We start from the raw sequence: 19,936 nt of genomic DNA, 5'->3' as shown, positions 1-19,936 counted from the left end.
GCGGCCGCGTTCGCGCCTTACAGCAGCGCCTGCATGAGGGCCTCGCGGCCCGCGTCGCCGCCGAGGTCGGCGGGGGTGAATTCCCGCTGCGGCCTGCCGTCCGCGAAGATGACCACCCGGTCGGCCAGGCGCGCCGCCTGCCCCAGGCTGTGCGACACCATGAGCACCGGGCGGGCGTCGGCCAGGCGGCGCACCAGTTGTTCGATATCCTGCGTGGTGGCCGCGTCCAGCGAGGCGGTGGGCTCGTCCAGCAGCAGCACGTCCGGCTCCAGGATCAGCATGCGGGCCAGGCACAGCCGCTGCTGCTGCCCGCCGGAAAGCTGCGCGGCGGGGCGGTCCAGCCGCTGGCGCACGTCATCCCACAGGCCCACGTCCTCCAGCACCGCCTGCATGCGCGCCCCGGCGTCGTCCGGCCGTCCGCGCACCAGTTCCAGCGGCAGCAGCAGGTTGCGGCGGATGCTCATGGGCAGCACGTTGGGCGTCTGGAACACCATGCCCACCCGGCGGCGCAGTTCGGTCAGGGGCGGGGCGTGGGGACCCAGCAGGTCGCACCCGGCGCCGGGCTCGCCGTTCGGGCCGCGCGGGTACAGCACGATGGAGCCCGATGTCTCGCAGCCGGGAAAGCATTCGTTCAGGCGGTTCAGGGCGCGCAGGAAGGTGGTCTTGCCCGAGCCGGAACGGCCCAGCAGCACGGTGACCCCGGTGCGGGGCAGATCCAGCGAGGCGTCTTCCACCGCCGTCCGGCCGTGGAAGGACACGCGCAACCCGGTCACGCGCAGGCTCAGTTCCATGCATCCTCTCCCTTGCGGCGCTTTTCCAGCGCCCGCCGCAACGCCCCGGCCCCCAGCATCATGGAGCCGGAAAGGACCAGCAGCACCAGCGCCGCGCCGAAGCCGCGCGCCAGTTCGTCCTCGGTCTGGTACTGGGCGGCGGTGTAATAGATGGTGAAGGGCAGGGCCTCGAACTTGGCCAGCAGCCCGGCGGGCAGCCCGGCGTTGGCCACCACCCCGGTGAGCAGGATCACCGCCGTGTCCTCGGCCGCGCGGCCCATGGTCAGCATGACCCCGCCCAGGATGCCGCGTCCGGCTTCCGGCAACAACACCCGGAACACGGTCTGCTCGCGGGTCAGCCCCAGGGCCGCCCCGGTCAGGCGCAGCCCGTGGGGCAGCGATTCCAGCGCGGCGCGGGTGGACACCACCAGCGGGGGCAGCACCAGCAGGGCCAGGCACCCCGCCGCCAGCAGCAGGCAGGTGTTGGCCTGCGGCAGGAACATGCGCCGCAGCACGAGAATGAGCGTGAACCCGAACAGCCCCATGACGATGGACGGCACCCCGGCCAGCAGTTCCACGGCCAGCCCCAGGTGGCGGCGGGTGCGCGGCCCGGCGTATTCGGCAAGGTAGATGCCGCAGCCCACGCCCGGCCCCAGCACCAGCAGGGTGGCCAGCCCCACCAGGCACAGGCTGCCCACGCAGGCGGGCCAGATGCCGTCCCACACCGGGCGCAGCCCGGCCATGGCGAGGAGGGGCGGCGTATCGCCGAAGAAGAGCGCGCGGCCCAGGGTGGGCACGCCGCGCCACAGCAGGTAGCCGCTGCCCACGGCGGCCACAGCCGCCACCAGCAGGGCGGCCAGCCAGGCCAGCGCGGTCAGGGCGCGTTCGCGCGGCATGCCGCGTCCGGTCATGACCGCCACTCCGCGCCGGGGTCGGAACCGTCGTCCGCATGGCGCAGGCGGCGCACGGCCAGGCTGACGCCCGCGCTCACCCCCAGCAGCAGGATGCCCGCCGCGAACAGCGAATGGTAGGCGGTGCTGCCCGCGTCGGTGGCCATGACCAGGGCCATGTGCGCGGTGAGGGTGCGCAGCGCGTCGAAGGGCGATGCGGGCACGCCGGGCGCGTTGCCCGCCAGCATCAGCGGGATCAGGGTGTCGCCCACGGCCCGGCCGAAGCCGAACACCCCCGCCGTGACCAGCCAGCGCCGCGCCCCCGGCAGCATGACGTGGGCGAAGACCTGCGCGGGCGAAAGGCCCAGCGCCGCGCCGGTGAGCCGCAGCGCCCGGCCCCGTTCCCGCAGGGCGGCGTCCATGATCACCACCATGGTGGGCAGCACCAGCAGGGCCAGCACCAGCGCGGCGGACAGCCAGCACAGGCCGGACCCCTGCCCCGCCCGCCGCACCAGCGGCACCAGCAGGAACACCGAGACGAAGCCGTAGACCACCGTGGGCACAGCCGCCATGCCGCGCACCAGCTGGCGCAGGGCGCGGGCCGGACGGGCGGGGCCGAGCCCGTGCAGCCAGCCGCACAGGCCGAGGGCCAGCGGCCAGCCCAGCAGCAGGGCCGAGCACGAGAGCAGCACCGAGCCGCAGACCATGGGCAGGATGCCGAACTGCCCGGCCGCGGGCAGCCAGCGCCAGGACAGCACCGCAAGGCCCTGCCCGCTCAGCAGCACGGGCAGGGCGTACACGGTGACGAAGCCGAACACGGAGGCGATGCCCAGCACCGTGACGGCGGCGGCGCAACGCAGCGCCAGGGGCGCGTTTCCGTCACGCACGGGCGTCTCCTGCGGGCACTGCGGGGCCTACCGGGCGAGCGGGATGTAGCCGCTGGCCTTGGTGATCTCCTGCCCTTCCGGGCTGAAGACGTAGTCGATGAACGCCTTGGTCAGGCCCTGCGGCTGGCCCTTGGTGTTCATGTACAGCTTGCGGGTGACGGTGTACGCGCCGCTGGCCGCGTTTTCCTGGGTGGGCACCATGCCGTCGAAGTGCAGCCCCTTGATGGTTTCGCCCAGGTGCCCGATGCCCACGTAGCCGATGGCGTTGGGGTCCTGGGCGATGGCGGTCTTCATGGCCCCGTTGGAGTTGACCACGTTGGCCGTGGGGGCCTGCGGCCCCTTCTTCAGGGCCTTTTCCACGAACACCTCGCGGGTGCCGCTGCCGTCCTCGCGGGTGTACAGGGTGATGGGGGCGTCCTTGCCGCCCACGTCCTTCCAGTTGGTGATGGCGCCCGCGAAGATGTCGGCCACCTGCTTGCCGGTGAGCCCGGCGACCGGGTTGGCGGGGTTGGCCACCAGGGCCACGCCGTCGATGGCGAAGGCGAAGGACACCAGGCCGTACTTCTGGATTTCCGCCTCGGTGAGGGGGCGGCCGGTGTTGCCGATGGCCACCAGCCCTTCGCCCACCTGCTGCACGCCCACGCCGGAACCGCCCCCCGCCACCGAGATGCGCAGGGCCGGGTTCATGGTCATGATGCGTTTGGCGGCTTCCTTCATGACCGGGATGTGGGCGGTGCCCCCGGCGATGTCGAGGGAACCGGCGAGGCCGGACTGAGGCGCGAAGGCGTCCAGCGGCGCGGCTGCGGCGACGGTGGCGAGGCTCAGGGCCAGAAGCAGGACCGGAAGCACGGACAGGATTGCGTGAAGACGGCGCATGTACCCTCCTTGTGGTGACGGGATGAAGTGATGTGTGAACGGATGCTAACAGCCCCGGCAGGTTACGCGAAATGGACTGTTCAAATAAAAAATGGCCTCATGCATAGATGAAAACTATGCATGAGGCCTGAAAACGGTCGCTGGAGGCGTTACTGTCGTCGGTAGCTTAGGGGGTGGATTCTGAATTCGGATTTTCGCCCGTTGGCAAGGAAAACAAGCCTGCCATGAGGGAGTATACTCTTATCGTATTCGACCGATATGGCAGGCGAAGTTTGACGAAGCCAACGGGCGAAAAGACAATTCAGAAACAGCCCCTATTCGGCCCAGCGCACCTTGACCCCATCCAGCTTCTTGGCGGCGTAGCTGGCCCGGTCCGCCCGCTGGACCAGGCTTTCGCCCGTGTCCGAGGGCTCCAGCAGGGCAAGGCCCATGCTCAGATCCACGGCCCCCTTGCAACTGGTCACCACCCCTTCGCGGATGCGCCGGGCAAGGTTCTCCATGACCTCGGTGGACACCTCGGTGACCACCACGGCGAACTCGTCGCCGCCGTAGCGGCAGGGAAAGTCCATGCCCTTGCGCACCACCGCGCTGATGCCCGCGGCCACGCGGCGCAGCACGGTGTCGCCCGCCTGGTGGCCGTAGGTGTCGTTGATGGCCTTGAACCGGTCGAGGTCGAAGAAGATCAGTCCCAGCTGGCGGCCGGTGCGGCGGCTGCGCTCCATCTCGCGCTCCAGGATCATGTGGAACTGCGAATGGTTGAACAGCCCGGTCAGGCCATCGTACATGGCCTGCTGCTTCACCTTTTCCTCCAGGCGGCGGATGCTGGTCAGGTCGCGCCCCACCACCAGGAAGGTCGGGCCTTCGTGCTCGCGCGTGTCCAGCGCGGAAAAGACCAGTTCGAACAGCCCCATGCTGCCGTCGCCCAGTTCCAGCACCGCCTCCACCGGGGCCGCCGGGGACGAGCCGGTCAGGTAGGCCGGGTCCCAGGTGTCGGTGAAGGTGGCCGTGGGCCGCGACGAGGCGAACAGGTTCTTGCCCCGCAGCCCCGCGCAGCGGCGCGAGGCCCACGAGATGTGCCCCGCGCGGTCCACGGTGAGCACGATTTCCTGCATGGAGTCCAGCAGCCGTTCCAGAAAGTCGCGCTGGCGCAGGTTCTGCACGTCCACGTCGGAGATTTCCGTCACGTCCTCGATGAGCAGCAGCACGTCGTCATGCGAGGCGTCGCGCCGCCGGTGCAGCGAAACGTAGGCGCACGGCGCGCCCATGCGCTTGCCTGCCGCGTCGGTGGGGCAGAACAGGCGGCTGATGAGCGGCGGACCGCCCTCGTCGGTGAAGGCCTGCCATTCCGGGCCGAAGTCCAGCCCCAGCGATTCGGACAGCAGGGGGCGCACCGGCGTGCGGGGGGCCAGGCCGTCGCGGCCCACGTAGTCCAGGAAGCGCCGGTTGGCCTCCACCAGCAGCCCTTCGCGGTCCAGCCGGGCCACGCCCAGGGGCAGGGCGTCCAGGGTGTCGGCCTTGGCCTCCAGCACGGCCTGCTGGCGGTAGTAGTTCTCCAGCGCCATGGCCATGAAGTGGCAGTACACCAGCAGGGCCGACTTGCGGGGCGGGGACAGGGCGTCCTTGGCCATGCGCAGCTGGCCCCAGTCGGTGCCCGAGGCGGACAGGGGCACCCGTTCCTGTCCGGTCTGCCATGGCAGCCGCGCGAAGGGGCCGGGCCCGGACTGGCGGGGCACGGGGGTGGTCTCGTCGGCGCTGAACAGCACGTATTCCTCGCTGCCGGGCACGCGCAGGGCCACTTCCCAGCGCTGCACGTTCCAGTACCAGCGCAGCTGCCGCCCCAGGGTGGCCGCCAGCGAGGGCAGGCCCCCCGCCACGTGCGACAGTTCCGCCCCCAGGAAATAGAAGGATTGCAGGGTTTCCAGCGACTGTTCGTACAGCCGGGTGCCCGCCGGGCGGTCCTGGATGGCCAGTTGGGCCAGCATGGACTTGAAGCGCTGGGCGCAGGCCTCGCGCAGGTTTTCCAGTTCCGGCTCGTCCAGCGAAAGGCGGGTGCGCAGCAGCATTTCGAACTGGATGATCAGCGCGGGGTGGGTGGCCTGGCCGTGCAGCAGGTCGGCCCACTGGGTGCCCAGGATCACCGCCTGGGTCAGCGGCGGGTGGTGGGCCACGCCGTCCAGGTCGTGGTGGCTGGCGATGGCCTCGGCGATGCCCTCGGGCAGACCCCAGCGGTGGATGATGTTGCGGGCCAGGGCCGCGTGGTCCACGCCCCAGCAGGTGTTTTCCAGCGACAGCTGGTTGCGCTCCAGGCTGGTGATGCAGGCCTTGCCGCGCAGCACCGGATCGTCGTCGGCCGAGCACAGATGCATGAACAGGGCCAGGTCCTTGAGCAGCGAGGCCAGGTAGGCCAGGTGGGCCGTGTCGGGCTGAACCCGCAGGGCGATCTGTTCCGCCGCGATGGACGACCAGACCACCAGCCGCCAGTCCTGGTACATGGCCTGCTGGGGGCGCTTCAGCTCGTTGCTCACCCGCTTCTGGAACGACAGCGACAGGGCCAGCTTGAGGATTTCCCGCGTGCCCAGCACCGTGGCGGCGCGTTGCAGGTCGGACACCCTGGTGCCCAGCCCGTAGTAGGGCGAGTTGACCAGGTTCAGCACGGCGGCGGCCAGCATGGGGTCCATGGCCAGGATGCGGGCGATGGTGGAGAACTCGGGGAACGGCGCCACCAGCGCCTGCACCAGTTGCACCATGACCGGGGGAAAGGTGAGTTGCAGGCAGCGATTGATGGCTTCTTCGTCGGCCATGTGCCGACCCTGCGGAGCAGTCATGCGCCCCTCCGGTATGGGGTTGCGTGGAGCGTCGCGTTGCGCCGGAGCTACGTGCCCCGATTGAGGACGTAGTCTATGCTTTGCCGCAGGATACGCCGTTCCGGCGTATCGGGCAATGCATCGAGACACGCCGACGCCTTGTCCAGGTACCGCGCGGCCAGGTCGCGGGTTTTCGCGTCGCAGCCGCGCGCCCGCAGGTCCGCCGACACGGCGGCCACCGCCGCGTCGTCGAAGGTTCCCTGCCGGAAGCGCGTCACGAACGCGTCGCGTTCGTGCGGCGTCAGCGTTTCAAGATAGTAGATCAGTGGCGGGGTCAGCTTGCCCTCGCGCAGGTCGCCGCCCACGGGCTTGCCCGTGTCCCTGGACGAGGCGGCGAAGTCCAGCGCGTCGTCCACGATCTGGAAGGCGATGCCGAGGTTCAGGCCGAAGCCTGCGGCGGCGGTCACCAGCTCGGGTGCGGCCTGCGCGGCCAGCGCGCCCAGTTCGCACGAGGCGCGCAGCATCCACGCGGTCTTGCCGGTGATGATCTCGATGTAGGTGTCGTGCCCGTGGTCGGTGGAGCGTTGGTGGGCGATTTCCACGATTTCGCCGGTGGCCGTCTGCACGATGGCCTCGGCGATGGTGTCGGTGAGCCGGGCGTCGCCGTAGCGGGCCACGATGCGGTTGGCCAGGGCCAGCAGCGCATCCCCGGCCAGCACGGTCTCCGTCTGGCCGAACAGGGTGTGCGCGGCGGGCAGGCCGCGCCGCAGGTCTGCGCCGTCCAGAATGTCGTCGTGCAGCAGGGTGGCCGAGTGCAGCAGTTCCACCGAGCAGGCCAGCGGGTACAGGTCGGGGCCGGAGCCCTTGCGGAACAGGCCGCCGCCCTCCGCTCCCCCGGTGCGCAAGGCCCGCGCGGTGAGCAGGGTCAGCAGGGGGCGCAGCCGCTTGCCGCCCGCGCGCAGCACGTGTTCGGCCACGGGGCGCACCAGCGGGTGCAGCACGGCCACCTCGGCGTCGAGCGTCTTGTTGATGCGCGGCAGTTCCGTGGCCAGATAGGCTTTGAGCTTCAGCATGGGAATGTCCGTATGGCGTGCGGCCGGGCGTGTCCAGACATGGCATGTCTGCCGACGTGTTCGGGCCGGCCGGGTTTGGGGCGTCCGCGCGCCGGAAAGGGTTCGTCAGTCGGTCAGGAAAAGTTCGCGGGCCAGGACCCCCAGGGCGTCCAGCGCCCCTTCCAGGGCCCAGTCCTCCGCCGCGCGCGACCCCACGATGTTGGATATGGTGCGCGCCTCGGCAAAGGGCAGGCCGTGGCGCAGGCAGGCCAGCGCCAGGGCAAAGCCCTCCATGTTCTCCATGAGCGGGGCGTGACGGCGGCGCATGGCGTCGGCCCGGCCGGGGGTGCCGGAAACCCCGGCCACGGTCAGCGAAACGCCGCTGCGCGCGCCTGCGGGCAGGGAAAGGTGCCACTGGCCGGAAAGCACCTCGGGCGCGATGTCGATGCGGTCCCACACCGGCCCCGCCGGGCCTTCGGCCTGGGGAAAGGCGATGCCCCTCGGGTCCACGCCGTGGTCGCCCGCCAGGCCGTATTCGGGCCAGACCTCCGCCGAGGCAAGCACGGCGCTGCCCAGCGGGGCGCGCAGCACGTCGAAGGTGCCCGCCACGCCCAGGTTCAGCACGCCGCGCACGCCACGGTGCGCGCCCAGCACCCGGCCCATGGACAGGGCCGCGTTGACCGGCCCCACGCCGGTGACCACCAGCAGACAGTTGCGCCCGTTGACGGGCGACGGGCAGGCCTCGCCCGGCGCGGGCAGGGCGCAGCCCACGCGGCCGCGCCCGTTGAAGCCGGTGAGCACGGCCTTCATTTCACGGGTGGTGGCGGTGGCGATGACAAGGCTCATGCGTGAAGGCTGTCCCTGAACGGCGCGGGGCGCCGGATGTGTCGTTGTTCATTCCCTACCGTTTGCGCAGAAGCAGCCGCAAATGCCCCTCGGCGGTGGCGCAGGGCATGCCCAGCACGTCGGCCTGCCGGATGCGGGCGATGTGCCGGGCGCTGCCCATCTGGTTGGGCGCGATGTCCAGCAGCAGCTGCCCGCCGGAGGGCATGGACCGCAGAAGCGAACTCGCTTCCTGGAGGCCCCGTCAGCAGTCGTCCCAGCACAGCACCACGGGCACGTCGCGCGGGGGCAGTTCGCACAGCAGGGTGCCGCGCGGGATGCCCGGCATGAGCGCGCAGGCTGGCCCGGTGGACCCGGCGGGGCCGGTATCGCCGTCCGGCTCCTCCCTTGCGGCGGTGCGGCGCAGGGCCGCGCGCAGCATGGCCTCGTCGGGGGCGGGGGGCAGGCGCTTGCGTCGTTGGCTGGCGAGCATGGGCGTTCAGTCCTTTGGGGCGGGCGCGGCCCCGTTACAACCGCCAGTAGGCGAAGAATCCGGCCCGGGCGGCGGCCCCGGCGTCGTGCAGGCCCTTCAGGTCCAGCAGCAGGGCGCGGTCGGGCGTGGCGAACCACTCGCGCATGGCGGACAGGGGCAGTTCGCGGTAGGCCCTGTGGCCCACAGCCAGGATCAGCGCGTCGAGCTGCCGGAAATCATCCAGCGAGGCAAGGTCCAGGCCGTACTCGTGGCGCGCCTCGGCGGCTTCGGCCAGCGGGTCGTGCACCAGCGCCGTCACCCCGTATTCGCGCAGTTCGGCCACCACGTCCACCACGCGGGTGTTGCGCAGGTCGGGCACGTCCTCCTTGAAGGTCAGCCCCAGGATGCCCACCCGCGCGCCGTCCACGCGGCAGCCCGCCTTGATCATCTGCTTCACGGCGGTTTCGGCCACGTGCTTGCCCATGCCGTCGTTGATGCGGCGGCCCGCCAGGATCACCTGCGGATGGTAGCCCAACTCCTCTGCCTTGAAGGTGAGGTAGTACGGGTCCACGCCGATGCAGTGGCCGCCCACCAGGCCGGGGCGGAAGGGCAGGAAGTTCCACTTGGTGCCCGCCGCCTCCAGCACCTCCAGGGTGTCGATGCCCAGGCGGTCGAAGATCAGCGAAAGTTCGTTCATCAGCGCGATGTTCAGGTCGCGCTGGGTGTTCTCGATGACCTTGGCAGCCTCGGCCACCTTGATGCTGGCGGCGCGGTGCACCCCGGCGGAGACCACGCTGCCGTACAGGCCGCACAGCAGGTCCAGGGTGGGGGCGTCGCTGCCCGAGACCACCTTCATGATGGTCTCCAGGGTGTGCACCTTGTCGCCGGGGTTGATGCGCTCCGGCGAGTAGCCCACGGTGAAGTCGCGCCCGAAGGTCAGGCCCGATTCGCGCTCCAGGATGGGCACGCAGACATCCTCGGTGACGCCGGGGTATACGGTGGACTCGTACACCACCACGCAGCCGCGCGACATGTGGCGGCCCACGGTGGCGGAGGCCCTTTCCACGGGGGTCAGGTCGGGGTTGCGGTGGCTGTCGATGGGCGTGGGCACGGCCACGATGATCACCCCGGCGGCGGCCAAGGCGGCGCCGTCGCAGGTGAAGCGGGCGGTGGAGGCGGCCAGGTCGGCGTCGGCCACCTCGCCGGTGCGGTCGTGCCCGGCGGTCAGTTCGTCCACGCGGCCCTGCGAGATGTCGAAGCCGATGACGTCGAAGCGGCGCGCCAAGGCCACGGCCAGGGGCAGGCCCACGTAACCCAGGCCCACGACGGCCACGGGCGTTTCGCGGCGGGAGATTGCGTCGAATGTAGTCATGATGGTAATTTTGTTGGATATTCTATGAGACGCCTTGGCGGCGGGGGGTTGCCACGGGCGGCACCCCCATGTGAGAAGGCCCCATGCACATCGACTGGAATACCCTGCTCTGCGCCGTTGGCCTTGCCTTCGTCATCGAAAGCGTTCCCTACGTCCTGTTCGCCGAACGGATGCGCCCCGTGCTGCGGTCGCTGTCCGACCAGCCCCCGGCCATGCTGCGGGCCATGGGGCTCGCGGCCATGTGCATGGGGGTGCTGGTGGTCTGGCTGGCCCGGCGCGTCCTTTACTGACGCATTCCGTCCGTTTCGCCGTCTGATCGAGTCCCGTCCGCGCGTTTAGCGCGGCTTTTTTTCCGCCTTGGCCCCGCCGCTGGCGCGTTTCTTCTTCGGCGTTTCGCGGGTGGCCGCGCCGGGAAGGACGCCCTGCGCCGGGCCTTGCGCGGCGGACGCTGTGCCACCCTTTGCCGTCTTTTTATTCCCGGTGGCGCGTGCGGGTGCGGGTTCGTCCCCTGCCGGGGCCGCCACTGCCGATCCGGTCACCGGTCCAGTCATCGGTCCGGTCACCGGGCCGGCCGCCGCCGCAAGGGGTTTTTCGGCCACGTGCAGCCGCACGATGCCCGAGGTCAGGGGCAGGTGGAACACCCGGCCGAAGCCCGCCTCCGCCATTTCCCCGGCTAGTTCGTCGGCGGTGGGAAAGGCCATGATGGTGTCGGCCAGGTAGCGGTAGGCCCCGGAGTCGCCGGAAACGGCCCTGCCCACCATGGGCAGCACCCGGTTCAGGTAGAAATTGTACAGCCCGCGCCACACCGGGGTCTTGCCGGCGCCGAATTCCAGCACGCACAGCCGCCCGCCGGGCGCCAGCACCCGCAGGATTTCCGCGAAGGCATCGGACCGGGGCAGGATGTTGCGGATGCCGAAGGCGATGGTCACGCAGTCCACGCTGGCGTCGGCCAGGGGCAGGCGGCGGCCGTCGGCCGTGGCGGGCCAGATGGCGCGCGCCGTTTCGCCGGACAGCTTGCCCCGCCCCCGTTGCAGCATGGGGCGGCAGAAATCCAGCGCGGGCACGCGGGTGCCGGGGTGCTGGCGCACGATCTCCAGCGAGACGTCCAGCGTTCCCGCCGCCAGGTCCAGCACGCGGCCGGTGGGGCCGGGCACCACGTGGCGCACCAGGCGGTAGCGCCAGTACCTGTCCAGCCCGCCGCTGAGCACACGGTTCAGCAGGTCGTACCAGTCGGCGATGCGCCCGAACATGCCGGAAACGCTGCGGGCGTGCCCGCACGGGTCGGGTGCGCGGGCAGCGTCGTCAGCATCGCCGGGGCCGCCGGTGGCGGCGTTGGGGCTGGTGGCGTTCGGGCGGGCGGCGGTGCGGTCCATGCGCGGCTACTCCCGCTCCGCGCCCGTGGAGGCCGCCGGGACCACGGGGGGCTGGCCGTCGCGCGCGCCGTCGGTGGCGATGGATTCCAGCACCACGCGGTAGATGGAGGGGAACACCTCGCCCAGGCTCGCCGGGGAAACCCGCTGGGTTTCGATGAACTTGACCACGATTTCCTTGGTCACCTGCAGGGCTTCCTTGCGAATCTTGTCCATGTGCGGTCCTTTTGGTGCGTTCCTCTGGCTGCGGTATTCCGGGCGCCCGGTGTGTCCGGTGCGTCGGGGGCGCGCCGACCCGATTGTCCCGATTGCACAGGTCTGTGCCGGTCTGCACCGATCTGTGCCGGATGACACGGGGATGACACCGGTGGTGTCCGGCCCACGGCCGGGTGCGGCCACGCCGCCGGGAAAAGGGAAAAACCCGCCCGTGGGGGAATGGTCTCGACCACAGCGGACGAAGACCGGACGGGTGAAAGAGGAATAACCGGCGAGCCATCCCTCTTTTTTCAGGCGTCTATAGCATTGCGGCCCGCGCCCGTCGAGGCCCGGCAGGGGGCCTTCTCCGGCGGACGCGGCATCGGGGCGGGGTGGGCATGCGAAAGGGCGGGACCGGATGGCCCGGACCCGCCCTGCTACATGGCGCCATGTCTTGCATCCCGCTCCGGCCGTCCTGCCCGTGCGGGGGCGGGGCGGCGGCTACAACGCCTCGGCCAGCGCGGCGATTTCCTCTCGGATGATCCGCGCGGCGGCGGCAGCGGCGGCCTTGTCCGTCTCGGCCTGCAACGTGGCGCGCAGGTCGGCGGCCAGCATGTCCAGGTCGGCCTGGGTGATCGCTTCCGCCTGCGGGGCGGAATCGGCGCCCGCGTCCATGGCCTCGATGCGCTCGCGCAGGGGGGACAGGCGTTCCTCGATGCGCGTTTCCATATCTTCGGCCAGGGCGGCGCGTACGCGTTCCACCAGCGGGGCGAACGGGCCGTCTTCACTCAGGGGGCGGGCCAGCAGGGGTTCCAGCAGTTCGAGCAGCGCGTCTTCGGAAAGGGCGGGCGAAAGGGCGGGTGCGGCGTCGGCCAGCGATTCCATGGCCGAAAGGCGCGTTTCCAATGCCTCGCGTGCGGCGCGTTCCTCGTCGTTGCGCTCGGCCAGGCTGGCCAGCGATGCTTCCAGGGCCTCGATGCGCACGGCGTACCCGGCAGGGCTGTCCCCTTCCTCGGGTTCGGCGGGCGTTTCCGGAGCTTCGGGCATGCCGGCAGGGGCTTCGGCGGCCACGGGCTTGGGCGCGGGCTTGGCCACGGGCTTGGCCACGGACTTGGGCGGTTCGGACGCGGCAACGGCGGCGGCCGTGGCGGCGGCTGCTAGTGCGGCCTCGAAGGGGTCGCCGTCGGCCGGGGGCTCGTCGGGCGGGGCCACGGAAGGCTGCGCCGCGCTGGCGGCCAGGGCGGCCTCGAAGGGGTCCAGTTCGTCCGGTTTTGCCGGGGCGTCAGGGACAGATTCGGGGACAGGTTCGGGGGCAGTTTCGGGGGCCGGTTCCGGCGCGGGCGCGCCAGCCTTGGACCCCGGACCCAGCATGTCTTCCAGCAGGGCGTCCAGGTCGGCCACGTCCACCAGATCGGGTTTCTGCGGTGCGGCTGGGGCGGCAGGCGCGGTTGGCGCGGTTGGCGCCGCCGCCTGCATGGGCGGAGCCTTGGCGTCCAGCCCGGCGATGAGGTCGTCGATGTCGTCGTCGCCCATGGATGAACCGGAACCGCCCGACGTCAGGTCGGCGGCGGAGGGCGCGCCGAGGTCGCCGAGCAGGGCGTCCACGTCGGTCATGTCGGGCATGCGCAGTTCCTCGTCCGGATCGACGGGGCGTCCGGTGATGGCCGAGGGCGTGGACGAGACGGGCTTGGCGGACATGGAGGGGGCCTCCTCTGCGTCGGTGTGGGCGGCGGGAGCCTTGGGGACGGCAGGCGCCGCCGGAGCGGGCGCGGGGCGTGGGGCGGGCTCCGGGGTGTCCGGCAGGTCGCCGATGCTGTTCAGCAGGGCGTCGATGTCGGCGTCCATGCCGGCGTCGTCCTCGTCGGCGCCCGGTCCGGGGCGTTCGGGAGACGCGGCAGAAGGCGGGGGCGCGATGTCGGCGTCCAGGGCATCGAACCCCTTCAGCGATTCAAGGCCGCCGCCGTCGGAGAACAGGTCTTCGAGTTCCTTCTCGAAGCTCGCGGCATCGGAGTCGGACGAGCCCTTGGGGGCGTTACCCTTCTCGATGATGTCGGTAAGCTCGATGATGTCCTCGTCGGCCGTCAGGTGGGCATCGTCGGTGGGAGACATGACAGACCCTTGGGCAAACCTTCGGTAACGGTTGCGGCGCGGCGCGCGCACCTATCCTGCAAGGGGCCGCGCGTGCGCGGCGAGCGCCCTGCGTGTTTCAACTCATCAATACTACACACAGGTGCGGGCATGGCGCAAGCGCGTGCGGCATGCCACATGGCGGCGGCATCCGGTGGGCGTCCGGGGGGCATTCCGGCCCGCCCGGCGCGGAAACGCAAAGGGCCGTCCCCGAAGGGACGGCCCACGAAGCCGGGAGAATGACGGCAATGCCTAGCTATGGCACTTCGAGCCCTTGCAGCCCGTCAGTTCCTTCTTCTTGGCGGCGTCGGCGCCGGCCGTTTCAAGGTGGCAGCCCACGCAGGTCTTGAACTTGGTGCCCTTGTCATGGATGGCGTGGTAGTAGCCCTTGGCGGACTTGTCCTTCTTGTCCATGCTGTCGTGGCAACCGGCGGTGGCGCACTTCTGGTAGTCTTCCTTGCCGTTGACCGGGTGGTGACATTCACCACACTTCACGGTCTGGTGGGTCGAATGGTTGAAGACCACGGGCTGCTTGGTCTTGTCCATCTTCAGACCGTCGGCGGGGGCCTTCGGAGCGGCGGCAAGGGCGGGCATGGCGATGGCGACGGCCAGCGCGAGCACGCCAGTGAGGAACATCTTCTTCATCGCAGAAATACCTCCTTCACAAGGCATGTTAAGGATTTCCCAAGCGCCATGGTAGTAGGTCGCGCCCGCGGTGTCAAGACAGGCCGGGAAAATGCGGCGAACTCTGGTGGGTTAGGGGAAATCGCCACCTCATTGGAAGGGTGTCGCGCGTGCCGTGCGGCACAAGGTGGAGCGGTTGTCCATTAGAAATTCACGGTGACCGTCCGCGATGCCGGGCGGGCCGGGCCGCCCGCCGCGTTGCCGGTCGCCGTGGCGCCCCGCCGCGCGATTATTCGCCGCCGCCCTGCCTGCGCGTACCGTCGGGGGCGTACTTGTCCATGTACCCGCGCGGGGTGACCATGCGCCCGCCCACCATGGTGGTGGCCCCGTTGCCGATGATCACGATGGACAGCATGTCCACGGCGGCCGGGTCGAAGGCGGCAAGCGGCGTCACCGACACCTGCTGGCCGGGCCGGTAGGCCTGACGCACCAGGCCGATGGGGGTGTCCGGCCCACGGTGGCGGGCGGCCATGGCCAGGGCCTTTTCCAGGTGGTCGGCCCGGCGGCGTGAGCGCGGGTTGTAGATGACCACCACGAAGTCCGCGCCCAAGGCCGCTTCCAGGCGGCGCTCGATGACCGGCCACGGGGTGAGCAGGTCGCTCAGGCTCACCGAGGCGAAGTCGTGCATCAGCGGCGCGCCCAGCAGGGCGGCGGCCCCGCACAGGGCGGGCACGCCGGGCACCACCTCCACCGCGTGGGCGAGGCGGGCCAGGCCGCGCCGGTCCAGCAGTTCGAAGACCAGACCGGCCATGGCGTACACGCCGGGGTCGCCGGAGCAGACCACGCAGGTGGCCCGGCCCGCCAGCGCGGCGTCGATGGCGGCGTTGCAGCGGTCCATCTCGGCCATCATGCCGGTGGCCAGCACCTCGCGGCCGTGGCGCAGCTCTGCGGGCACCAGTTCCACGTACAGGGTGTAGCCGACGATGCAGTCGGAACCGGCAATGGCGGCGCGGGCCTGCGGGGTGAGCAGGGTGGCGTCGCCGGGGCCCAGCCCGACGACGCGCAAGGGGGCGATGGTCATGGTGTGGTCTCGCTTGCCGTGGAGTGCGGGGAAGGAGGCGGGCCGGACGTGTCCGCCGGGGCGGCCATGGCCATGGCCACGGCCACGGTGACGCCCTGCCCTGCCGACTTGGGGACCAGCAGGGCAGCGTCCGCGCGGGCGTGCCGGGCGGACAGCAGGGCGGCGGCCTCGGCCACGCCCACGCGGGCCACGCCCAGCACTTCGGCGGCCTTGGGGGAAGGATGCGGCACGGGAACGGCGGCCAGGCTGGCCGCGTCGAAAAAGTGCAGGTCCGCGCCCAGCGCGGTGGCGGCCCGGCGCAGGCCCGGCTCGTCGGCTTTCAGGTCCGCCGAGGCCAGCGCGGCGATGGAGGCCGGGACAAGGTGGGCGCCGGACAACGCCTCGCGGATGCGGGCTTCGATGACGGTGCCGTCGATTCCCCGTTTGCAGCCCACCCCCACGTGCAGCACGCGCGGGTGCAGGACGAGACGGCGCGGTGCGGCCAGGTGGCCGTGCGGGGTGACCAGCACCGAGGGGGCCTCGGACGGCAGGTCGTCGGGGGCGTCCACGAAGCGGAAGAGGGTCGCGGGACGGGCGGGCGCGCCAGCCCCGCCGGGCGCGGCGATGCCGGGAACCGGGCCGGTGGCGCGCAGCCTCAGCCGGTCTTCGGGGTCGCAGACCCACACCGGTTCCCCGGCCAGCAGCGCGCCGCCCACGTGGCGGACCATGGCGATGTCGGCCATGGCCAGCCCGGCCCGCGCGGCCAGCAGGTCCAGCGACGGCAAGCCCTCGGTGTCCGTGGCGGTGGTGATCACCGGCACTCCGCCGGTGACGGCGGCCACCTGCCGGGCGAGATCGTTGCCGCCGCCCAGATGGCCGGACAGCAGGCTGATGGCGTGCGCCCCGCGCTGGTCGCAGACCACCACGCAGGGGTCGTCCGTCTTGGTGGTGATGTGCGGGGCGATGCAGCGCACCACGATACCCGTGGCCGCTACGAAGACGTGGCCGGGATGCAGGCGGAAGGTGCGCGCCACCAGTTCCGCCAGCGAGGCGAACGGCTGCGCGCCCGCCGCGCACAGCCGGTCCGGCAGGTACACCACGCCGCCCAATGCCTGTGCGATGCACCGCGCCAGCGCCGCCCCGCTGGGGGTCAGCGCGTACACGGCCAGGGGCCGCGCGGGAGCGTGTGGGGGCGTGTGGGGCATGGCGGTCATGACGGGGGCGGGGCCGTGCTGCGGCATCCGCCCCCGTGACTGGTCGATGTGGCGGCGCGTGCGGCGTTAGGCCTTCAGGGTGATGGCCCTGGCGGCGTCCAGCAGCGCGGCGAGGTCCGCGTCGGTATGGGCGAACGAGACCATGGCCGCCTCGAAGGGCGACGGCGCGAGGTAGATGCCCTTGTCGCGCATCTGCTTGTAGTAGCTGGTGTACAGGGCCGCGCTGGCGGTCTTGGCGCTGGCGAAGTCGGTCACCGGCTGGTCGGTGAAGAACACCGTGAACATGGAGGCCAGGGTGTTCACGCGCACGGGCACGCCCTTGGCCGCGAGAATAGTTTGCAATTCCTCCGCCATGGCGGCCACGCGGGCCTCCAGCGCGTCGTAGTCGGACTTCTTCAGTTCGGCCAGGGTGGCGATGCCCGCCGCCATGGCCAGCGGGTTACCGGACAGGGTGCCCGCCTGGTACACCTCGCCGCAGGGGGCGATGCGGCGCATCAGGTCGGCCCGGCCGCCGTAGGCGCCCACGGGCAGGCCGCCGCCGATGATCTTGCCGAGGGTGGTCAGGTCGGGCGTGATGCCGAAACGCTTCTGCGCCCCGCCGTAGTTCACGCGAAAGCCGGTGATCACCTCGTCGAAGATCAGCAGCGCGCCGTGTTCCGTACACAGGTCGCGCAGCCCCTGCAGGAAGCCTTCTGCGGGCGGCACAAGGCCCATGTTGCCCGCCACCGGCTCCACGATGACGGCGGCGACGTCCTTGCCGTGCAGGGTGATCAGGTCGGTGACGGCGGCCAGGTCGTTGTAGGGGGCCAGCAGGGTGTCGCGCACCGTGGCCTCGGGCACGCCGGGGGTGCCGGGAATGGACAGGGTGGCCACGCCGGAGCCAGCGCTGGCCAGAAAGGCGTCGGCATGGCCGTGGTAGCAGCCCACGAACTTGACCACCTTGTTGCGGCCGGTGACGCCGCGCGCAAGGCGCAGGGCGCTCATGGTGGCCTCTGTCCCCGAATTGACCATGCGCACCATTTCCACGCCGGGCAGGGCGTCGATGACGGCCTCGGCGAGGCGCACTTCGTCCTCGCAGGGTGCGCCGTAGCTGGTGCCCCGGTCCACGGCGGCGTGGATGGCGGCGGCCACCGAGGGGTGGGCGTGGCCGAGCAGCATGGGGCCCCAGGACTGCACGTAATCGACGAAGGTGACGCCATCCACGGTGGTCAGGCTGCTGCCCTTGGCATGGGCCACGAACAGGGGGTCGCTGTCCACGCCCAGGCAGGCGCGCACGGGGCTGTTGACCCCGCCGGGGATGAGTTGCTGGGCGCGTTCGAAAAGTTCCTTGGAGCTGTGGGCCATGCTGCGTTCTCCGTGGCGTGCGTGAGGTTCCGGAGGAAACCCGCGCGGGGCGGGCATGTTTCGGTGTTGGCGGGGCAGGGCCGCGCGGCGGTGTCCTGCGGTTATCGCGGGCGCGCTGCCGATGGAATCCGTATTTTGCCGCCGGGCGGCGTTGGCTCGGCATTTTTGATGCTCACGTACAAGGGTACGCTGCGCTCAAAAATGCCTATCCGCCTTGCCCGGCGGGCAAAACCCGTAATTCCTGACATCGCGTCCGCACCAGCCACCCGCGACGGAAGACCGTCGCGGGCATAAGGAAGAAAGGCCGTTTCCGGAGGGAAAAATGGGTGTCAGGGCCGCGCGGCGCAGAGTGCGCGTCTTCCGGCTTCGCGCCTAGTCCGGGAAATAGACCATGGAGGTCTTCTTCAGTTCGCGCAGCGATTCGAGCACGGCGTAGTCGTCGAGCACGGTTTCGCGGCGCAGCTGTTCGATGACGTCCATGTGCTCCGTTTCGTGGCGGCCGTGGATCATGGTGTACAGTTCGTAGGGCCAGTCGGGGGCGGACGAGGGCCGGTAGTACACGTGCGAGATCAGCGGGTGCTCGGCGGCCTGCTTGCCCGCCTCTTCGGCCTGCTGTTCCGTGACGCGCCAGGCCACCATGGCGTTGTGGGTCCATCCGGCGCGCTGGTGCTTGATGCTGGCGCCGAAGCGGCGGATGGCCCCGTCTTCCTTCATGCGGCGCAACAGGGCGAGCACGGCGGCCTCGTCGGCGCCCACGGCGGCGGCGATGTCGGCGTACGGGGTGGCGCTGTCGGGCAGGTTCTTCTGCACGATGGCCAGGATGCGGCGCTCGGTTTCGGTGAACCGGGGAGATGTTGGGGACGCGGTGTCGTCGGGACGGCTCATGGGGAGTCCTCGTTCGGTTGCGGTTCGACACACGCTGATACCCCGTCCCTCCGGACGACGCAACCCGCGGGCGGAGTACCGCCTTGAAGCGGACCGCGCTTTGCCATATCCTTTCGCATCATTGACACACCACGCGCCGCATCCGGCCACGGAGTACACGACATGACCAGTGACGCCATGCGCATCGCCGTCATCGGGGGGGGCAGTTGGGGCACGGCCCTGGCCCACCTGCTGGCGGGCAAGGGCTACGACGCGCGCCTGCTGCTGCGCGACGCCGAGGTGGCGCGGGCCGTCAACACCCGGCACGAGAATCCGCGCTATCTGGCCGGGCTGGCCCTGCACCCCGGCGTGCGTGCGTATGTGACTGCCGGTGACGCGCTGGATGGTGCGGACGTGGTGCTGTCCGTGGTGCCCTGCCAGCAGGTGCGCGGGGTGCTGCGCGGGCTGCGGCCGCTGCTGCCGCGCGAGGTGGTGCTGGTCAGCGCCAGCAAGGGCGTGGAGACGGGGAGCATGCGCACCATCGCCGAAATGGTGGCGGAGGAACTGGAAGGGCTGGACCCGCGCTATGCGGTGCTGTCCGGGCCGTCCTTCGCGGCGGAGGTGGTGCGCAGCCTGCCCACGGCCGTGGTGCTGGGCTGCACGGACGCGGAACTTGGCGCGCGGCTGCGCGAGGTGTTCTCCACCCCCGGCTTCCGTACCTATTCCAGCACCGACGTGCGCGGGGTGGAACTGGGCGGCGCGGTGAAGAACGTCATCGCCATTGCCGCCGGGCTGTCCGACGGGCTCGGCTTCGGCAGCAACGCGCGGGCCGGGCTGATCACGCGCGGGTTGGCGGAAATGTCGCGGCTGGGCGTGGCGCTGGGCGCGCGGGCGTCCACCTTCATGGGGCTTTCCGGCCTTGGCGACCTGGTGCTGACCTGCACCGGCGACCTTTCGCGCAACCGGCAGGTGGGGCTGCGCCTGGCCGAGGGGCGGGCGCTGGCGGACATCGTGGCCGAGATGCGCATGGTGGCCGAAGGGGTGAAGACCACCGAGGCCGTGCACGACCTGGCCGACGCCATGGGCGTGGACATGCCCATCACCGAGGCCATGTACAGCGTGCTGCACGACGGGGCGAACCCGCACGACGCGGTGCGCGAACTGATGACGCGGGAACTCAAGGAAGAGTGAGC

Annotated in this window: 20 protein-coding genes; 2 read left to right on the top strand and 18 right to left on the bottom strand. The window is 70.8% G+C overall.

Annotated elements, in window-relative coordinates:
• Positions 1 to 17 precede the first annotated feature (17 nt).
• From ACR4XJ_RS02935 to ACR4XJ_RS02890, 10 genes are all read right to left on the bottom strand, one after another.
• Positions 18 to 791: a phosphate ABC transporter ATP-binding protein gene (locus ACR4XJ_RS02935; RefSeq protein WP_434753795.1), complete on the bottom strand. Its 774-nt coding sequence runs from the start codon at positions 789 to 791 to the stop codon at positions 18 to 20.
• On the bottom strand, positions 782 to 1,681 hold the full coding sequence (locus ACR4XJ_RS02930) for a PstA family ABC transporter permease (protein ID WP_434753794.1): 900 nt from the start codon (positions 1,679 to 1,681) through the stop codon (positions 782 to 784). The genes ACR4XJ_RS02935 and ACR4XJ_RS02930 overlap by 10 nt, the downstream gene beginning before the upstream one ends.
• Positions 1,678 to 2,547 carry a PstC family ABC transporter permease gene (locus tag ACR4XJ_RS02925; RefSeq protein ID WP_434753793.1) on the bottom strand — a complete coding sequence of 290 codons (870 nt, stop codon included), beginning with the start codon at positions 2,545 to 2,547 and terminating at the stop codon, positions 1,678 to 1,680. Before ACR4XJ_RS02925 ends, ACR4XJ_RS02930 begins: the two co-directional genes overlap by 4 nt.
• Positions 2,548 to 2,574: 27 nt before the next feature.
• Entirely contained in the window at positions 2,575 to 3,423 is an 849-nt protein-coding gene (locus tag ACR4XJ_RS02920; protein ID WP_434753792.1) for a phosphate ABC transporter substrate-binding protein, read from the bottom strand.
• A 314-nt stretch (positions 3,424 to 3,737) separates the two neighbouring features.
• Positions 3,738 to 6,248, bottom strand: coding sequence for an HDOD domain-containing protein (locus tag ACR4XJ_RS02915; protein ID WP_434753791.1), 2,511 nt, complete (start codon positions 6,246 to 6,248; stop codon positions 3,738 to 3,740).
• Positions 6,249 to 6,295: 47 nt separating this feature from the next.
• Positions 6,296 to 7,300: a polyprenyl synthetase family protein gene (locus ACR4XJ_RS02910; RefSeq protein ID WP_434753790.1), complete on the bottom strand. Its 1,005-nt coding sequence runs from the start codon at positions 7,298 to 7,300 to the stop codon at positions 6,296 to 6,298.
• 105 nt (positions 7,301 to 7,405) lie between these two features.
• Positions 7,406 to 8,125, bottom strand: coding sequence for a futalosine hydrolase (gene mqnB / locus ACR4XJ_RS02905; protein ID WP_434753789.1), 720 nt, complete (start codon positions 8,123 to 8,125; stop codon positions 7,406 to 7,408).
• Positions 8,126 to 8,180: 55 nt separating this feature from the next.
• Positions 8,181 to 8,330, bottom strand: coding sequence for a hypothetical protein (locus tag ACR4XJ_RS02900; protein WP_333506732.1), 150 nt, complete (start codon positions 8,328 to 8,330; stop codon positions 8,181 to 8,183).
• Between the two features lie 36 nt (positions 8,331 to 8,366).
• The gene (locus ACR4XJ_RS02895) at positions 8,367 to 8,594 is read right to left on the bottom strand and encodes a hypothetical protein (RefSeq protein WP_434753788.1); all 228 of its coding nucleotides are present in this window, start codon (positions 8,592 to 8,594) and stop codon (positions 8,367 to 8,369) included.
• A 34-nt stretch (positions 8,595 to 8,628) separates the two neighbouring features.
• Complete coding sequence (locus ACR4XJ_RS02890) at positions 8,629 to 9,945, bottom strand: nucleotide sugar dehydrogenase (protein ID WP_434753787.1); 1,317 nt, start codon at positions 9,943 to 9,945, stop codon at positions 8,629 to 8,631.
• 83 nt (positions 9,946 to 10,028) lie between these two features.
• On the opposite strand from ACR4XJ_RS02890, the gene ACR4XJ_RS02885 reads away from it, so the two are divergent.
• Complete coding sequence (locus tag ACR4XJ_RS02885) at positions 10,029 to 10,235, top strand: DUF2065 domain-containing protein (RefSeq protein ID WP_434753786.1); 207 nt, start codon at positions 10,029 to 10,031, stop codon at positions 10,233 to 10,235.
• A 45-nt stretch (positions 10,236 to 10,280) separates the two neighbouring features.
• Here ACR4XJ_RS02885 and ACR4XJ_RS02880 read toward each other — a convergent pair whose 3' ends face one another.
• The 8 genes from ACR4XJ_RS02880 to ahbB all read right to left on the bottom strand — a co-directional run bounded on the left by ACR4XJ_RS02880 (position 10,281) and on the right by ahbB (position 18,764).
• The gene (locus tag ACR4XJ_RS02880; protein WP_434753785.1) at positions 10,281 to 11,318 is read right to left on the bottom strand and encodes a ubiquinone/menaquinone biosynthesis methyltransferase; all 1,038 of its coding nucleotides are present in this window, start codon (positions 11,316 to 11,318) and stop codon (positions 10,281 to 10,283) included.
• 6 nt (positions 11,319 to 11,324) lie between these two features.
• Positions 11,325 to 11,531, bottom strand: coding sequence for a hypothetical protein (locus ACR4XJ_RS02875; RefSeq protein ID WP_333506727.1), 207 nt, complete (start codon positions 11,529 to 11,531; stop codon positions 11,325 to 11,327).
• Between the two features lie 480 nt (positions 11,532 to 12,011).
• On the bottom strand, positions 12,012 to 13,619 hold the full coding sequence (locus ACR4XJ_RS02870; RefSeq protein ID WP_434753784.1) for a hypothetical protein: 1,608 nt from the start codon (positions 13,617 to 13,619) through the stop codon (positions 12,012 to 12,014).
• 270 nt (positions 13,620 to 13,889) lie between these two features.
• Positions 13,890 to 14,282, bottom strand: coding sequence for a cytochrome c3 family protein (locus ACR4XJ_RS02865; protein WP_434753783.1), 393 nt, complete (start codon positions 14,280 to 14,282; stop codon positions 13,890 to 13,892).
• A 268-nt stretch (positions 14,283 to 14,550) separates the two neighbouring features.
• On the bottom strand, positions 14,551 to 15,342 hold the full coding sequence (gene cobJ / locus ACR4XJ_RS02860; RefSeq protein WP_434753782.1) for a precorrin-3B C(17)-methyltransferase: 792 nt from the start codon (positions 15,340 to 15,342) through the stop codon (positions 14,551 to 14,553).
• Positions 15,339 to 16,562, bottom strand: a complete 1,224-nt coding sequence (locus ACR4XJ_RS02855; protein ID WP_434753781.1) for a cobalt-precorrin 5A hydrolase — start codon at positions 16,560 to 16,562, stop codon at positions 15,339 to 15,341. Before ACR4XJ_RS02855 ends, cobJ begins: the two co-directional genes overlap by 4 nt.
• 39 nt (positions 16,563 to 16,601) lie before the next feature.
• Positions 16,602 to 17,879: a glutamate-1-semialdehyde 2,1-aminomutase gene (gene hemL / locus ACR4XJ_RS02850; RefSeq protein ID WP_434753780.1), complete on the bottom strand. Its 1,278-nt coding sequence runs from the start codon at positions 17,877 to 17,879 to the stop codon at positions 16,602 to 16,604.
• Positions 17,880 to 18,251: 372 nt separating this feature from the next.
• The gene (gene ahbB / locus ACR4XJ_RS02845; protein ID WP_434753779.1) at positions 18,252 to 18,764 is read right to left on the bottom strand and encodes a siroheme decarboxylase subunit beta; all 513 of its coding nucleotides are present in this window, start codon (positions 18,762 to 18,764) and stop codon (positions 18,252 to 18,254) included.
• 177 nt (positions 18,765 to 18,941) lie between these two features.
• Here ahbB and ACR4XJ_RS02840 point away from each other — a divergent pair, with 177 nt between their 5' ends.
• The gene (locus ACR4XJ_RS02840) at positions 18,942 to 19,934 is read left to right on the top strand and encodes an NAD(P)H-dependent glycerol-3-phosphate dehydrogenase (RefSeq protein ID WP_434753849.1); all 993 of its coding nucleotides are present in this window, start codon (positions 18,942 to 18,944) and stop codon (positions 19,932 to 19,934) included.
• Positions 19,935 to 19,936: the final 2 nt, after the last annotated feature.

Source organism: Nitratidesulfovibrio sp. D1 (genome assembly GCF_051133415.1).
Taxonomy (GTDB): Bacteria; Desulfobacterota; Desulfovibrionia; order Desulfovibrionales; family Desulfovibrionaceae; genus Cupidesulfovibrio.
Note: the sequence above shows the minus strand (reverse complement) of the source record. Positions and strands in the feature narration are given on the sequence as shown.

Bases quoted from the DNA above. Each gene is read 5' to 3' on its own strand.
- ACR4XJ_RS02875 (WP_333506727.1), bottom strand. From the start codon at position 11,531: ATGGACAAGATTCGCAAGGAAGCCCTGCAGGTGACCAAGGAAATCGTG.
- ACR4XJ_RS02855 (WP_434753781.1), bottom strand. From the start codon at position 16,562: ATGCCGCAGCACGGCCCCGCCCCCGTCATGACCGCCATGCCCCACACG.
- ACR4XJ_RS02870 (WP_434753784.1), bottom strand. From the start codon at position 13,619: ATGTCTCCCACCGACGATGCCCACCTGACGGCCGACGAGGACATCATC.
- ACR4XJ_RS02910 (WP_434753790.1), bottom strand. From the start codon at position 7,300: ATGCTGAAGCTCAAAGCCTATCTGGCCACGGAACTGCCGCGCATCAAC.
- ACR4XJ_RS02865 (WP_434753783.1), bottom strand. From the start codon at position 14,282: ATGAAGAAGATGTTCCTCACTGGCGTGCTCGCGCTGGCCGTCGCCATC.
- ACR4XJ_RS02890 (WP_434753787.1), bottom strand. From the start codon at position 9,945: ATGACTACATTCGACGCAATCTCCCGCCGCGAAACGCCCGTGGCCGTC.
- ACR4XJ_RS02900 (WP_333506732.1), bottom strand. From the start codon at position 8,330: ATGCCCTCCGGCGGGCAGCTGCTGCTGGACATCGCGCCCAACCAGATG.
- ACR4XJ_RS02895 (WP_434753788.1), bottom strand. From the start codon at position 8,594: ATGCTCGCCAGCCAACGACGCAAGCGCCTGCCCCCCGCCCCCGACGAG.
- ACR4XJ_RS02915 (WP_434753791.1), bottom strand. From the start codon at position 6,248: ATGACTGCTCCGCAGGGTCGGCACATGGCCGACGAAGAAGCCATCAAT.
- ACR4XJ_RS02930 (WP_434753794.1), bottom strand. From the start codon at position 1,681: ATGACCGGACGCGGCATGCCGCGCGAACGCGCCCTGACCGCGCTGGCC.
- ACR4XJ_RS02935 (WP_434753795.1), bottom strand. From the start codon at position 791: ATGGAACTGAGCCTGCGCGTGACCGGGTTGCGCGTGTCCTTCCACGGC.
- hemL (WP_434753780.1), bottom strand. From the start codon at position 17,879: ATGGCCCACAGCTCCAAGGAACTTTTCGAACGCGCCCAGCAACTCATC.
- ACR4XJ_RS02880 (WP_434753785.1), bottom strand. From the start codon at position 11,318: ATGGACCGCACCGCCGCCCGCCCGAACGCCACCAGCCCCAACGCCGCC.
- ACR4XJ_RS02885 (WP_434753786.1), top strand. From the start codon at position 10,029: ATGCACATCGACTGGAATACCCTGCTCTGCGCCGTTGGCCTTGCCTTC.
- ACR4XJ_RS02920 (WP_434753792.1), bottom strand. From the start codon at position 3,423: ATGCGCCGTCTTCACGCAATCCTGTCCGTGCTTCCGGTCCTGCTTCTG.
- ACR4XJ_RS02840 (WP_434753849.1), top strand. From the start codon at position 18,942: ATGCGCATCGCCGTCATCGGGGGGGGCAGTTGGGGCACGGCCCTGGCC.
- mqnB (WP_434753789.1), bottom strand. From the start codon at position 8,125: ATGAGCCTTGTCATCGCCACCGCCACCACCCGTGAAATGAAGGCCGTG.
- cobJ (WP_434753782.1), bottom strand. From the start codon at position 15,342: ATGACCATCGCCCCCTTGCGCGTCGTCGGGCTGGGCCCCGGCGACGCC.
- ahbB (WP_434753779.1), bottom strand. From the start codon at position 18,764: ATGAGCCGTCCCGACGACACCGCGTCCCCAACATCTCCCCGGTTCACC.